Annotated in this window: 10 protein-coding genes; 3 read left to right on the top strand and 7 right to left on the bottom strand. The window is 68.9% G+C overall.

The genetic code is table 11. The annotated features are described in order from the left end of the window. Positions 1-25: 25 nt before the first annotated feature. Complete coding sequence (locus DFR74_RS24350) at positions 26-1,828, top strand: arabinofuranosyltransferase (RefSeq protein ID WP_084537411.1); 1,803 nt, start codon at positions 26-28, stop codon at positions 1,826-1,828. Positions 1,829-2,564: 736 nt separating this feature from the next. Here DFR74_RS24350 and DFR74_RS24345 read toward each other — a convergent pair. The 6 genes from DFR74_RS24345 to DFR74_RS24320 all read right to left on the bottom strand — a co-directional run bounded on the left by DFR74_RS24345 (position 2,565) and on the right by DFR74_RS24320 (position 9,627). Further along, the gene (locus DFR74_RS24345; RefSeq protein ID WP_067505532.1) at positions 2,565-3,743 is read right to left on the bottom strand and encodes a lipid-transfer protein; all 1,179 of its coding nucleotides are present in this window, start codon (positions 3,741-3,743) and stop codon (positions 2,565-2,567) included. Continuing rightward, a complete protein-coding gene (locus DFR74_RS24340; RefSeq protein WP_067505536.1) occupies positions 3,740-4,156 on the bottom strand; it encodes a MaoC family dehydratase in 417 nt (138 codons plus the stop codon). The genes DFR74_RS24345 and DFR74_RS24340 overlap by 4 nt, the downstream gene beginning before the upstream one ends. Then, complete coding sequence (locus DFR74_RS24335; protein ID WP_067505542.1) at positions 4,153-5,100, bottom strand: bifunctional MaoC family dehydratase N-terminal/OB-fold nucleic acid binding domain-containing protein; 948 nt, start codon at positions 5,098-5,100, stop codon at positions 4,153-4,155. The genes DFR74_RS24340 and DFR74_RS24335 overlap by 4 nt, the downstream gene beginning before the upstream one ends. A 109-nt stretch (positions 5,101-5,209) precedes the next feature. Next, positions 5,210-6,388, bottom strand: a complete 1,179-nt coding sequence (locus DFR74_RS24330; protein WP_067505544.1) for an acyl-CoA dehydrogenase family protein — start codon at positions 6,386-6,388, stop codon at positions 5,210-5,212. Then, entirely contained in the window at positions 6,373-7,437 is a 1,065-nt protein-coding gene (locus DFR74_RS24325; RefSeq protein WP_067505547.1) for an acyl-CoA dehydrogenase family protein, read from the bottom strand. Before DFR74_RS24325 ends, DFR74_RS24330 begins: the two co-directional genes overlap by 16 nt. 18 nt (positions 7,438-7,455) lie before the next feature. After that, positions 7,456-9,627 carry an acyl-CoA dehydrogenase family protein gene (locus DFR74_RS24320; RefSeq protein WP_067505550.1) on the bottom strand — a complete coding sequence of 724 codons (2,172 nt, stop codon included), beginning with the start codon at positions 9,625-9,627 and terminating at the stop codon, positions 7,456-7,458. Positions 9,628-9,775: 148 nt separating this feature from the next. Between DFR74_RS24320 and kstR the strand changes: the two genes are divergently transcribed. Next, on the top strand, positions 9,776-10,426 hold the full coding sequence (gene kstR / locus DFR74_RS24315) for a cholesterol catabolism transcriptional regulator KstR (protein WP_067505553.1): 651 nt from the start codon (positions 9,776-9,778) through the stop codon (positions 10,424-10,426). 393 nt (positions 10,427-10,819) lie between these two features. Beyond that, a complete protein-coding gene (gene otsB / locus DFR74_RS24310; protein ID WP_067505555.1) occupies positions 10,820-13,420 on the top strand; it encodes a trehalose-phosphatase in 2,601 nt (866 codons plus the stop codon). A gap of 103 nt (positions 13,421-13,523) precedes the next feature. Here otsB and DFR74_RS24305 read toward each other — a convergent pair whose 3' ends face one another. Beyond that, positions 13,524-14,393 carry an alpha/beta hydrolase gene (locus tag DFR74_RS24305; protein ID WP_067505558.1) on the bottom strand — a complete coding sequence of 290 codons (870 nt, stop codon included), beginning with the start codon at positions 14,391-14,393 and terminating at the stop codon, positions 13,524-13,526. Positions 14,394-14,622: the final 229 nt, after the last annotated feature.

Below are 14,622 nucleotides of genomic sequence, written 5' to 3'. Positions count from 1 at the left end.
GGCGCAACAGTCACGAATACATCCGATGATCACCAATCTCGGAGATAGCACCCACAGCGAGATCGGCTCGACCACGCAACACCCGCACCACACCGGCGCCGACCGCGTTCGAGGTCAACGGCCGCGGGCGGAACGATGGGCGCGGGTAGCCAACGCTACTCTCGCTGTGGCTACTTCGATCACCGTCACCGCCGTCGGAGTCTCAGTTGTTTCAAGCGTACAGTGGCCGGCGTACACCACATCGAACGTACTTCGCGCGCTCACAACAGCTGGACAAGTACTGATGATTGGCACACTTTGCGTAGCGGCGATATTGCTACGACGAGTACCTGTCGAATTAGCCTGTGGCTCCGTCCAACGATGGCGAGCCAAGTTCGCATCGTTCCTGGCGTGGGCCGGGATATCGGGTTACGTGACGATCACCGTCGGTATGCCGTTGGCAGCGACCCGCCTCTACCTCGGCGGCCTTTCCCCCGATCAGCAACACAGAATCCAGCTGGTCGGCAGGTTCGCAGACAGTCCGGTTTGGCGCGACGAAACTTTCATCGCCCTTCCACCCGATGAAGCGGCGGCATGGTACTGGATGGCTGGGCGAGCTGCGGCCATACTCGATCTGCCCGGGTGGGAGGCATTCAAGCTGATCGCCATCACGTCCATAGCGATAACTGCCACTCTATCGCTGCTGTGGTGGTCACGCCTAGTGCGCGCAGAACTCGCCATCGCGATCACAACGATCACCACAGCGGCAACAGTCGCCTATGCTGCGACCGACCCCGCTCGAGCAGTTTGCCTGCTCTTGATGCCCGCTGCCGTATTCAGCGTTTGGAGATCTACGAGCAGTGCCATCACCACCGGGGAGCGAGACCTCGCGCCGACTTCACCGCGATTCCCTGCAGTAGCTCAGCTACCAGCATTAGGCGCCTACCTTGCTTTGTGCGCGACATTCGACCGGACCGCGTTCGGGTTCGCCGCGCCGCTGATGACAGCGGCCCTTTTACTTGCCATCGTGACCAACGCACGCCACCGAATTGACTCGGTTCGGCCGATCATCGTGTCCGCAATCGCTGCGGCCATACCAGCGTTGTCCTGGATCACGTATCAGAGTCTGTGCACGGCATCGGCGTTCACAGATATCGTTCCGTCCACCACCGAGTGGCGGGTTGTTGTAGTTATTCTCCTGGCAGCAGCAGCACCCGCATTTGCCTGGGCTACGCGCTCAGCGTCGCTAAAAGTGGGTACCGCCAACCAGATAAACCGAGCATTGACAGCGCTCGTACTGATCGGATTCGTCAACTTCTCCCAGAACATCCCGAACATGCTGGCAACGCATGTCGAGTATGCGTATACCGACACCGACGGCGACGGGCGGCGCGCAGACCAGTTCCCTGCCTCGGCCGTTCACCACTATCGCGCCGTCGATAACGCGATCGCCACTGCCACCACTCCGCAGCCTCGGCGTGACATCGTTGTATTGACCGGCGACCCATCATTTCTCGCGATCTATCCGTACAGCGGCTTCCTGCCCCAAAGCAACCGGTACTCGAATCCGGGGGCCGACTACGATTCTCGCGTTCGAGCGATAAGAGAGTGGTCTACACAACGTACCGCCGCCGAGCTGGTCAGCGCGCTCGATCGCAGCCCGCAACGTCCACCATCGGTATTCGTACTACGCCGAAGCGGAGATGGCTACGTACTGAGACTTGCGCACGATCCGACTATTGACGAAAGCCGCACCTACACAACGATCATGCTCGGGGCCGACTTGTTCGACAGCCGCTATTTCACCCGGACCGACATCGGTCCGTTCACGGTCCTTGCGCGCCGCTGACCAATCCCGCGACTCGAGCGGTAGGGACGTGATCTCCGCCGTCGACCCGTCGCGCACGCTACCGACGGAACCAAACTTCCACTGCCACTTTACATCTCAACCTACCACTGATACGGTTGCGCTGTCACGAAGGGGCCGTGACTATCAATAGGGAGGCTGAGGGCCGCCAGCGTCGTGGCCCAGCCGTCAAAAAACACCGTCCTCCCCCATAGAGGTCTACGGCCGTCGGCTGCGGCAGGGCACCATCAGGCAGTGCATGAAAAAACAGTTGATCGTTGGTGTTCTCGCGTTGGCAGCCACAGCTTTCGGCATGGGCACCGCGGAGGCCAGGCCCACAGATCGCGGGTTTGATCCGTCGAAGCCTTCCGCCCAGGTATGGTTTTCCACCCGCCATGACTGTGAGGCTGGCCGTGAGCGCGATAACCGAGCCTCCAGCTCTTGCGTATGGCACTCGGGCGGAAAGGCCAGGCCTTGGGCCTACAGCGTGAATACCAACCGAGTTCAGCACAGGTAGCCGTAGGGCGTTGAACACAACGCTACGAAGCGCCGCCCTCGATAGAACTGTCCAGCCGAGGGCGGCGCTATACAGGGCTGATCGAATGTACCTGAATCCTGTTCCATTACAGCCCTATTAGCATAGATGCACGCCCCGTCGGCCCGGCGAACGCCGGGAACCGGTGGGACTGCCGACGCCTTGGCATCCGGCTCCCGACGTTCGGCGGGCCGACGGGGGTGATCAGTCGGCGCTGAGGACCAGCCCGGAGGTCGGCACGCCGGTGCCCGCGGTGACGAGGATGTTCCGCAGCGCCTCGACCTGGTTGACCGAGGTGCCGCGGATCTGGCGGACCGCCTCGGCGATGCCGTTCATGCCGTGGATGTAGGCCTCGCCGAGCTGGCCGCCGTGGGTGTTCAGCGGCAGGCGGCCGCCGAGTTCGATGGCGCCGTCGGCGATGAAGTCCTTGGCTTCGCCGCGGCCGCAGAAGCCGAGTTCCTCGAGTTGCATGAGGACGAACGGGGTGAAGTGGTCGTAGAGGATGGCCGCCTGCATGTCGTCGGGCCGCAAACCGCTTTGTGCCCAGAGCTGTTCGCCGACGAGCCCCATTTCCGGGAGGCCGGTCATGGCGTCGCGGTAGTAGCTCGTCATGACGTACTGGTCCGCACCGGAACCCTGTGCGGCGCCGGCGATCACGGCGGGCTGCTGCGGAAGGCCGCGCGCCCGTTCGACACTCGTGACCACCAGCGCGACGCCGCCGTCGGATTCCTGGCAGCAGTCGAGCAGGTGCAGCGGCTCGGCGATCCACCGCGAATTCTGGTGGTCGTCCAGCGTGATCGGCTTGCCGTAGAAGAAAGCGTCGGGGTTGACGGCCGCGTGCTTGCGATCCGCCACGGCCACGCGGCCGAAATCCGCACTGGTGGCGCCGTATACGTGCATGTAGCGCCGGGCCACCATGGCGACCTGCGCGGCGGGCGTGCCCAAGCCGTGCGGGTAGGACCAGCCCGCGTCGATGCCCGACGAGGTGGGCGCGGTGGCGAGCGCCGTGGAGAACTGCCCGAACCGCGACACCGACCGCTCGTTGAACGCGCGGTAGGCCACCACCACGTCGGCGACGCCGGTGGCCACCGCCATGGCGGCCTGCTGCACGGTGGCGCACGCCGCGCCACCCCCGTACCCGATGTGGCTGAAGAACTTCAGCTGCGGAATGCCCGTGGCCCTGGCCACCGCGGCCTGGGTGTTGGTGTCCATCGTGAACGTGGTGAGGCCGTCCACGTCGGCCGGTGTGAGGCCCGCGTCGGCGAGGGCCGCGGTGACCGCCTCGGCGGCCAGGCGCAGTTCGCTGCGCCCGGATTCCTTGGAGAAATCGGTGGCGCCGATGCCGACGATGGCGGCGCGGCCGGACAGCGGCTGGTCGGTCATGCGGCACTCCGGTGGGCGATAACGGCTTTCGCGGTGATGTGGTCGCCGAGGCTGTCGCGGCCGATCACGTCGATGTGGATGTCCTCGCCGTCGACGGCGGTGACCGTGCCGGTGAGGGTGAGCGTGTCCCCGGCGTACAGCGGCACCCCGAGGCGCAGCGAGATCGACTTCACCACCGCCCGCGGACCGGCCCAGTCGGTGACGAAACGCTGCACCAGGCCGGTGTCGGTGAGGATGTTGACGAAGATGTCCTTGGACCCGCGCGCCACGGCCTTGTCGCGGTCGTGGTGCACGTCCTGGAAGTCGCGGGTGGCCAGCGCGGTGCTGATCACGAACGTGGGGTCGGCGTGGATCACCAGTTCGGGCAGGGCCGTGCCCACCTCGACGGACGCGGGTTCGACTGTGGCGGTCACTGATTCGCCCTCTCTGCGGTCGTCCAGTACGGGAGCACGGTGTCGTCGTCGAGCTTCTCGAACGCGGCGCGCACCGGCAGCCCGATCCGCACCGACGCCGGATCGACGCCGCGAAGTTCGCCAAGCATGCGCACCCCTTCCTCGAGTTCGACCAGCGCGACGACGAAGGGCAGGTCGCGGCCGGGCACCTTCGGCGCGTGGTGCACGACGTAGCTGAACACCGTGCCCAGCCCGGAGGCCACCACGTAGTCGGTGGACTCGGCCTTGTCCTTCCACAGCGCCGGGATCGGCGGGTGCCGCAGTGAACCGTCCGGCAGCTTCTGGATGCGCAGCTCCCCGAGTTTCGCGCCCTCCCAGAAGAATTCGGTGTCGTGCGAGACGAGCGGTTTGACCCGCTCCCCCGCCGGTTTCGCGGCCGCGCCGGTGCCGGGCGCGAATTTCAGGATGCGGAACAGCATTTCGGTGACGACCTCGTCGCCGACGCGCCAGGTGGTGCGGAAGGTGACGAAGAAGCCCTCGCCCAGCCCGGTGCGCTTGGGGCCGGTGATGCTCTCCAGCCGGCTGGTCACCGCGACCCGTTCCCCCGGCACCAGGTACCGGTGATAGATCTGGTCGCAGTTGGTGCCGACGACCGACGTGTACCCGGCGGCGTCGAGCAGTTCGGTGGCGGCGGCCATCGGATCGTCGGGCGGCCGAACGCCGTTCAGTCCGAACATGGTCCACACCTGCGCCATCGCGGGCGGGGCGACCACGCCGGGGTGACCGGCCGCGAGCGCCGCGGCCTCGTCGGTGTAGATGGGGTTGGTGTCGCCGAGGGCCTCCACCCAGTTGTTGATCATCGGCTGGTTCACCGGGTCGCGCGCGAGGCGCGGCGCGCACTCTCCCGCCGCGATGATCTTCTCGGCGGCGGCGACGATCGCCTCCGGCGTCTGCGTGTCGGTCACGCGGATCTCCTTCGCTCATCGAGGTTTTCGCGACCGGCGCGACTCATCGCGGCATCCGGGGCACAGGCAGGCCGCCCGTCGCCGAACGGAGCCCGCCGCACGGCGCGGCTCATCGCGGCACCCGGGGCAGGTTCAGGCCGGCGGTCGCGACCAGCTCCCGCATGATCTCGTTGACGCCACCGCCGAAGGTCACCGCGAGGTTCTGCTTGGTGCGCCGGTCCAGCCAGGTGAGCAGGTCGGCGGTGGCGGGCTCGGCCGGGTCGCCGTGGCGCCCGACGATCTCCTCGGCCAGCCTGCCCGCCTCCTGGAGGGATTCGGTGGAGAAGATCTTGGTGGCCGAGGCGTCGGCGATGACCTGGGACTGGTCGGCCTCGCCGTTGGCGGTGTGACCGGCGGAGGCCGCGACCTGCCAGTTCAGCAGTTCGTTGAGCCGCACCATGGCGTGCATGCGCCCCAGCGAGCGCCGCACGTCGGGCTCGATGAGCAGCCCGCGCGGGTTGGCCCAGTCGCGGACCTTGTCGTAGAGCTGCTCGATCTTGCCCGAGGGCCCCAGGCTCACGCGCTCGTGGTTGAGCTGGGTGGTGATGAGCCGCCAGCCCTTGTCCACCTCACCCACCAGCATGTCGGCGGGCACGCGGACGTTGTCGAAATAGGTGGCGTTGGTGTGGTGCGCGCCGTCGCAGGTGATGATCGGCGTCCACGAATAGCCGGGGTCCTTCGTGTCCACGATGAGGATCGTGATGCCGCGGTGGCGCGATTCGACCGAACCGGTGCGGCAGGCCAGCCAGATGTAGTCGGCCTCGTGCGCGCCGGTGGTGAAGATCTTCTGCCCGTTGACGATCCAGTCGCCGTTCGCGTCGCGCACCGCCGAGGTGCGCAGCGCGGCCAGGTCGGTGCCCGCCTCCGGCTCGGAGTAGCCGATGGCGAAATGGATGTCGCCGGAGAGGATTCCGGGCAGGAACTTCTTCTTCTGTTCCTCGGTGCCGTAGGTCTGCAAGGTGGGGCCGACGGTCAGCAGGGTGACCAGCGGCAGCGGCACGTCGGCGCGCACCGCCTCGTTGAAGAAGATCTGCTGTTCCACCGGCCCGAATCCCTGGCCGCCGAACTCCTTCGGCCAGCCGACGCCGAGCCAGCCGTCGCCGCCCATCCGGCGCACCACGGCGCGGTAGGCGTCGCCGTGGCGGTTCACCGCCATCTCGGCCTCCTCCTCGGGAGTCACGAGATCGGCGAAATACCTTCGCAATTCGTCGCGCAGGGCGTGCTGCTCGACGGTCAGATCGATGTACATCTTGCTCCTAGGCGATCCAGGCGGAAGGACTCACCGCCGAGCCAGCGGGCGATGTCCTTGGCCTGGGAGTAGTAGCGGTGCATCGGATGGGTCACGTCGACGCCGAGCCCGCCGTGCAGGTGGTGACACTTCTGCATGGCGGCGGGCAGCTCGGAGGCCACGGTGTAGGCGAGCACGTCCAGGTCGTCGTCGGTGCGTTCGCGGTGCTCGGGACTCGAATCGTCCTGCGCGAGCGCCCAGTTCGCGGAGACCGACGCGGCGTGCAGGGTGCGCGACACCACGTACAGGTCCGCGATCTGCTGGGCGACGGCCTGGAATTCGGCCAGCGGACGGCCGAATTGGCGGCGCACGCGCAGATGCTCGGCGGTGAGCACCAGCGCGCCCTCGAGCAGTCCGTCGGCGACCGAACCGATGCCGGCGACGGCGAGCCGGTGCAGGTGCGCGAGGTCCACCGCCAGCAGTTGCGCCGCGGGAATCTCCACGTTGTCGAGCAGCACCGAACATTCGGGCAGCCCGCCGGAGACGGGCGAGGGGGTACGGGTCAGTCCGGTGGCGTCGCCCTCGACGAGCGCGACCCCGGAATCGGTCGGGATGAGCAGCCAGCGGGCCTGCTCGGCGTAGGGGACGGCGACCTTGTGCCCGCTGACCCGCACCCGATCGCCCTCGGCGACCGCGGTGGTCTTGGGCGAGGCGGTGAACGGCGCACCCGGCTCACTGAGCGCGGCGGTGAGCACCGCGCCCTTGGCGACCTCGGGGTACACCCGTTCGGCGAGGTCGTCCGGTAGGGCCGGCAGCAGTGCGAGCAGGCCGATGCCCAGCGTCGGCAGCGCGGGCACGGCCACGGCATCGGTCGCCAATTCGGTGAGCAGCGCCGAGATCTCGAGCAGGCCCGCGTCGTCGCCGCCGAATCGTTCCGGTAGCGCGACGGTGAGCAGGCCCACCTCGACCAGGCGCGGCCACAGCTCGATATCGCGGGCCGATTCGCGCTCCAGCACGCTCACAACTACCTCGGCGACGGCGTCGGGGCCCTCGTCCCTGGTGAAGTCCACGGTGTTCTCCTGACTCGGCTACTGGCCGTCTGGTTCCCGGGGCAGCCCGAGGATGCGCTCACCCGCCACGGTGAGCAGGATCTGCTCGGTGCCGCCCGCGATGGACAGACAGCGCGTGAGCAGGAACTCGGTCACCACGTCCGAATCCTGCGCACCGGTGATACCCGCCGTCTCGACGGCGAATTCGGCGACCGCCTGGCGGTGGCGCACGCCGACGAGTTTGCGGACGCTGCTCTGCGCGCCCGCGTCGCCGCCCGCGAGCACGGCGACCGCCGCGCGCTGCTCGAGCAGCAACCCGGCCACGGCCTCGGCGACGAATCCGCCGAGCCGGTCGTTGCGCAGTTCCGCGCCCGGCCCGGTGGCCGGGAGTTTGGCGATCAACTCCTCGAGCACCGGCCCGATGCCGTTGCCGCCCATGGCGATCCGCTCGGTCGACAGCGTGGCGCGGGCGATCTTCCATCCGTTGTTCAGCGCGCCGACCAGCGCGTCGTCGGGGACGAACACGTCGTCGAGGAACACTTCGCTGAACCGCGCCTCGCCCGTGATCTGCACCAGCGGACGGACTTCCACGCCCTCGGACCGCATATCGACCAGGAAGTAGCTGATACCACGGTGTTTCGGCGCGTCCGGATCGGTGCGGGCCAGGCAGATACCCCAATTCGCCTTGTCGCCCAACGAAGTCCAGACCTTCTGGCCGCGCAGCCGCCAGCCGCCCTCCACGCGCTGGGCGGTGGTGCGCAGCGCGGCCAGGTCGGAACCGGCCTCCGGCTCGCTGAACAGCTGGCACCACACCACCTCGCCGCGCAGGGTCGGCCACACGAACCGCTCGATCTGCTCGGGTGTGCCGTGCTGGAGCAGGGTGGGGATGGCCCAGCCGCCGATGGCCAGATCGGGGGTCTCCAACCCGGCGCGGCGCAGTTCCTCGGAGATCATCAGGCCGGTCATCGGGTCGGCGCCGCGCCCGTAGGGGGCGGGCCAGTGCGGCATCACGAAACCGGCTTCCACCAGCGCTTCGCGCCGCTGTTCGGCGGGGAGCGCGGCGATGGCGGCCACCTCGGCGGCCAGCCCGGTGGCGGCCGAGCCGTCCACGGCGACACCGTCGGCGGCGAGCACGCGGTCGGCGCCGGTGGTGCGGCGGTGGCCCGCGCGGGTGAGTTCGGTGACGCGGGCCCGCCAGCGCGCCGAACCGCCGAGCAACTGGCGCAGCGCGGTGGCGCGGCGCAGGTAGAAGTGCGCGTCGTGCTCCCAGGTGAAGCCGATGCCGCCGAGCACCTGGATGCAGTCCTTGGCGGTCTCGACGGCGGCGTCGAGTGCGATGGCGGCCGCGATCGCGGAGGCGACGGGCAGTTCCGCGCCGCCCTCGTCGACGGCGGCGGCCGCGTCGAGGGCGACCGAGCGGATCAGCTCGGTGCGGCACAGCATCCACGCGCAGATGTGCTTGAGCGACTGGAAGGAACCGATCTTGCGGCCGAATTGCTCACGCACCTTGGCGTATTCGACGGCCGTGTCCAGGCACCAGCCCGAGATGCCCGCCAGCTCAGCGGCTACGAGCGCGACGAGCAGATCCTCGACGGCGTAGGGGGTGGCGAAGAGCGCATCCGCCGGCACCGCGACCTCGGCGCAGTGCACCCGAGCCAGCGGCGTGCTGGGATCGGCGGCGGGCAATGCTTCGATGCGCAGGCCCTGGGCACCGGGCGGGATCAGGCACCAGCGCGACCCTTCCGACGTCTGGACCGGCAGCAGCACGGCGGTGCCGGGGGCGGCGCCGAGCACCGTCTCCCAGACACCGGAGAGCAACACTTCCGCACCCGCGCCGGGTACGCTCACCCGAGCGCCGGGCGCATCGCCCGGATCGACAACGGAGTCGAGCGCGACACCGCACGGCACGTCCTCGGCGAGGGCGCCCGCGGTGACCAGGGAGGCCAGCGCGGTGCTCAGGACGGGACCGCCGACCAGATCGTGCGCCGCCTGCTCGAGCAGCACGGCCAGGTCGGCCACCGATCCGCCCGCGCCGCCCACATCCTCGGCGACCGCGACACGGAAGACCCCGAGTCCGGCCAGGGCGGGCCAGTACGTGTGCCAGAACCCGACCGGTTCGGCCCGCATTGTTGCAATAGGACCGACCGAAGCGGCCCACCCCCGCATCGACTCCTGGACGGCTTTATGCTCGTCAGTGGTGGCGATGGTCACAATCCGTACCGCCTTTCCGGCGTGACTCCCACACCTAGAACATGTTCTAATATCCTAGCCGGGCGGAAGTCAAGGGACGTTCTTCCGCACCGGATCGCCACCGCGCGCAAGGCCGCACCACGACGCCCGAAGGAAAGGACACCCGTCCATGGCCAGCCCCTCCCGATCGCAGCCCGCCGACGCGAATGCGGCGCGGCCCGCGACCGTCACGACGCTCAGCGAAGACGACCTGAGCTCGGCCGCGCAACGGGAACGTCGCAAGCGGATCCTGGATGCGACGCTGGCGCTGGCCTCCAAGGGCGGCTACGACGCGGTGCAGATGCGCGCCGTCGCCGAGCGCGCCGACGTGGCCGTCGGCACCCTGTACCGGTACTTCCCGTCCAAGGTGCACCTGCTCGTCTCCGCGCTGGCGCGCGAGTTCGAGCAGTTCGAGGGCAAACGCAAACCGCTGGCGGGCACCAGCCCGCGCGAGCGCATGCACCTGCTGCTCACCCAGATCACCAGAATGATGCAGCGCGACCCGCTGCTCACCGAGGCGATGACGCGCGCGTTCATGTTCGCCGACGCCTCGGCCGCCGCCGAGGTGGACCGCGTCGGCAAGGTGATGGACCGCGTTTTCGCGCGCGCCATGAACGACGGCGAGCCCACCGAACGCCAGCTCGCGATCGCGCGCGTCATCAGTGACGTGTGGCTCTCCAATCTGGTGGCGTGGCTCACCAGACGGGCCTCGGCGACCGATGTCTCCGACCGCCTGGAACTGACGGTCGACCTGCTGCTGGGCGAACAAGCCGTGAAATAGCGGGATTCGATAGCGACAACCGGATAATCTTCGTCGACAGTCCTGTCGACGCGCGCCGACGCGTCGACAGGACTACCGTTGTGTCATGCCGCGTTTGCTATCACTCGCGGAGCAGACCGCGAACCACCATGTCGGACAAAGCGACTCGATACCGGCCCGGCAGCCGGCGCGAGGCGGCGCCGTCGTGGACCGGCTCGCGATCACCGCGCGACGCGAGGACGCTCGCGGCCGCGCAAGGTTACCCGCCGGTTACCTGCGTGTTAACTGGACCCGTTCGGACATCCGGCTCGCGGCGGTGCGCACCAGCACCGGCGCACTGCGGTGCGGCGAATTCAACACAGTATTGTTTTGGCCGCCCCCTGAAACATCTCCTCCGATCACTAGGTTGGATGCGTGAGCGCACAGGATCTGCCACAGGAACTTCGCCGTGCTTTGTCCACGGTCGCGCGCGAGCCGCGACTGCTGGTGGCGTCGGACTACGACGGGACGCTCGCACCCATCGTCTCCGACCCGGCGAAGGCGTATCCCCATCGCGAGTCGGTGAGCGCCTTACGCGCGCTCGCCGGACTCACCGGAACCACGGCCGCCGTCATCTCCGGTCGCGCGCTGCGAGATCTCGCCGCCCTCTCCCGGCTTCCGGTCGAGGTGCAGCTGATCGGTAGCCACGGCTCGGAATTCGATGTGGGCTTCGTGCACGCGATCGACAACGACGCCAAACAGCTGCTCGGCGAGGTGCAGACCGCGCTGGCGCGCGTGGCGGCCGAGAACCCCGGCGTGACCGTGGAGAACAAGCCCGCCAGCGTCGCGCTGCACGTGCGCAACGCCAGCCCAGAGATCGGGCGCCGCGCACTGACCACCGTGCGCCAAGGCCCGGCCTGCTGGGTCGGCGTGCAGGTGACCGAGGGCAAGGAAGTCATCGAACTGGCGGTCGTGCCGACCGACAAGGGCACCGCGCTGGACACCATCCGCCATCAAGAGGGCGCGACGGCGGCGGTGTTCTTCGGCGACGACGTCACCGACGAGAAGGCGTTCCGTGTGCTGTCGGGCCCCGATGTCGGCATCAAGGTCGGCGAGGGCGAGAGCCTGGCCAAGTACCGGGTCGACTCCACCGAGGCGGTGTCGCGGGCACTGGCCTTCCTGCTGGAGGAGCGGCGCACCTGGCTGGCCGGCGCGAGCGCGCCGCGCATCGAGCGGCTGACCATGCTGTCGAGCCCGCGCTCGGTGGCGCTGGTGACGCCCGACGCCACCGTCACCTGGTTCTGTCACCCGGAGCCGGATTCGGCCGCCGTGTTCGCGCACCTGCTGGGCGGGCCGCAGGCGGGGCACTTCACCGTCGCGCCGGAACGGCCGGGCCTGCCGCTTTCGCAGCGCTACGTGGACGGCACGATGACCGTCGAAACCCGCTGGGCCAGTCTGCAAGTGGTGGACTACCTGCCGCACGACGTGGCGCCCGACCGCACCGATCTGACCCGCGTCATCACCGGCGAGGCCAAGGCCGTGGTGACCTTCGCGCCGCGCCCGGAGTTCGGCCAGGTGCCGGTGACGATCCAGAGCGAGTCCAACGGGCTGCGGGTGCTGGGTACCAACGATCCGATGGTGCTGCGCTCCCCCGGTGTCGAATGGTCCATCGACACCGACGGCACCCACGACGTGGCGCGCGCCGTAGTCGATCCGGCCAACGGGCCGATCGTGCTGGAACTGCGCTGCGGCACAAATGATCTCGACCCCGCCATGACGCCGGAGGCGGAGCGGCGACGGATCGCGGAACGGTACTGGTCGGAGTGGGCGGGCACGCTGGAGCTGCCGCCGCTCAAGCCGGATCTGATGAAGCGCTCGGCGCTCACGCTGCGCGGGCTGGTGCACGAGCCCTCGGGGTCGATCCTGGCGGCGGCCACCACCTCGCTGCCCGAGGACATCGGCGGCGTGCGCAACTGGGACTACCGCTACTGCTGGCTGCGCGACGCCTCGCTCACCGCGCAGGCGCTGGTGCACCTCGGCTCGATCGGCGAGGCCGAGAAGTTCCTCGGCTGGGTGCACCAGGTGCTGGAGACGCTGCCCGGTCCGGAGCGCCTGCACCCGCTCTACACCATCTACGGCGAGACGCTGCCGCCCGAGGCCGTCATCGACCAACTGCCCGGCTACGCGGGCTCGCGCCCGGTGCGCGTCGGCAACGCCGCGAACATGCAGGTGCAGCTGGACGTGTTCGGCCCGATCGTGGATCTCATCGCCTCGCTCGCGCACGCCCGCGAGCACAAGGGCGTCACCGATCCGCGCCAGGTGCTGCCCGACGCGGATTGGGAACTGGTGCACGCCATGGTCTCCGCGGTGCAGCGGCGCTGGACCGAACCCGACCACGGCATCTGGGAGATCCGCGGCAACCCGCGCCACCACGTGTACTCGAAGGTGATGGGCTGGCTCACCGTGGACCGCGCGCTCACGCTGGCCGCGAAGTTCGACCGCGCGGCCGAGCCGGAGTGGGCCGCGTTGCGCGACACCATCGCCCAGGAGGTCACCACCAAGGGCTGGAACGAAGAGGTGCAGTCCTACACCGCCGCCTACGACGGCACCGACCTCGACGCCGCCACCCTGCACATCGGCCTGAGCGGGCTGATCGACCCGTCCGATCCGCGCTTCGCGGCGACGGTCGTGGCCACCGAGGCCGAACTGCGCAGCGGTTCCACCGTGTATCGGTACCACCACGACGACGGGCTGCCCGGCGGCGAGGGCGGCTTCCACCTGTGCGCGGCCTGGCTGGTGGAGGCGTACCTGCTGATCGGCAAGCGCTCCGACGCGGAGGCGCTGTTCGCCCAGCTGGTGGACGTGGCGGGCCCGACCGGCCTGCTCAGCGAGGAGTACGACCCGGTCGCGGAGCGCTCGCTCGGCAACCATCCGCAGGCGTACAGCCACCTCGGCCTGCTGCGCTGCGCGCAGTTGCTCAGCCAGCCCGCGGACGAGGCGCCGGCCCGTCCGGTCGCGGCGCTGTCGCAGGGCTGATCGCCCGAAAACCCTCCGGCCCCCGCGGATTTCGCGGGGGCCGGAGTCGTTTCCCGGTCGGCGTCGAACGGCTCCCGCGAGAAGTGCGGGAGCCGTTCGTCTTTCAGACCGAGGCGGTCAGCAGGTCCGCGACTTCGCCCGCGCGGTGGATGAATCCGGCATGCGAGGTGTCGAGGGAGTGGACCTCGAACGGGTTGCCGGGCGTCAGCGCGTCGGCCTCGGCGATGAGGCGATCCTGGAGGGCGATCGGGAGGGAGCGGTCGGCCGTCAGGCGCACGAACGTGCGCGCGACGGTGCCCCACGTCGCGGGGTCGGCCGTGGCGTCGTCGGTCATCGCCGCGATCGACTCGTCGGGTTGCAGGATATTGAGGAACGCCAGGAATTCCGCGTCGGAGCGGTCGGCCATGGTCGCCTCCTTCAACCGTGCCAGCAGTTCCGGATCGGCGAGACGGTAGTTCGCCCGGCCCGCGCCGAGCTCCGGATCGCCCACGTTCATCCCGCCCAGCTCGGGCAGCACGCTGTCGGCGAACTCGGGTTCGGCCATGTAGGCCACCGGGCTCGGGCGCGTGGTGCACACCCAGGCCGAGATGTAGACCAGCCGGTCGATCAGGTGCGGCGCCCGGTTCGCGGCGGCGGTGATCGTGGTGCCGCCCAGGCTCGCGCCGACCAGTACGACGGGACCGTGGTCGCGCAACGCGGTGACCGCGTCGAGCACGGTCGCCACGTTCTCGTCCAGACCCACCCCGGCCAGCGTGGACGGAGTGGTGGCGAGGGCCGCGAGATCCTGCGGCGCCTGATAGGCGGGCAGGTACTGGGCGTCGAGCCCGTGACCGGGCAGGTCGACGGCGTAGGAGCGGTGGCCGCGCAGGGCGAGTTCGCGTTGCACGGACGTCCACAAGAACGAACTGGTGCCCGCACCGTGCACGAGGACGAACGTCGGGCGCGCCGAGGGAACAGGGGAAAGGGCAGTCATGAGAAAGACTTTCGTGTCGGAGTGACGAATCGTCGGCGACACTTCCGGCCCGCAGCGCATCGGCGGCTGGGGACGGAGTCCGGCCTCGAACCGAGGCGGAAGGGTGCGCCGACTACCGGGCGCGCAGACGCATGAACTCGATCAACACGACCGCCACCATACACGGGCAGCGCTCGGGCGGCGTACCGGCGGTGCCGGATACGCGGGTTGCTGGTAAAGTAAAACGGTA

Origin of the sequence: Nocardia puris, from assembly GCF_003315035.1 — a bacterium.
Lineage (GTDB): Bacteria > Actinomycetota > Actinomycetes > Mycobacteriales > Mycobacteriaceae > Nocardia > Nocardia puris.
This window is presented reverse-complemented; position numbering and strand designations above follow the sequence as displayed.

Coding starts and splice junctions, on each gene's coding strand:
- DFR74_RS24350 (WP_084537411.1), top strand. CDS start 26: ATGATCACCAATCTCGGAGATAGCACCCACAGCGAGATCGGCTCGACC.
- DFR74_RS24345 (WP_067505532.1), bottom strand. CDS start 3,743: ATGACCGACCAGCCGCTGTCCGGCCGCGCCGCCATCGTCGGCATCGGC.
- DFR74_RS24330 (WP_067505544.1), bottom strand. CDS start 6,388: ATGTACATCGATCTGACCGTCGAGCAGCACGCCCTGCGCGACGAATTG.
- kstR (WP_067505553.1), top strand. CDS start 9,776: ATGGCCAGCCCCTCCCGATCGCAGCCCGCCGACGCGAATGCGGCGCGG.
- DFR74_RS24305 (WP_067505558.1), bottom strand. CDS start 14,393: ATGACTGCCCTTTCCCCTGTTCCCTCGGCGCGCCCGACGTTCGTCCTC.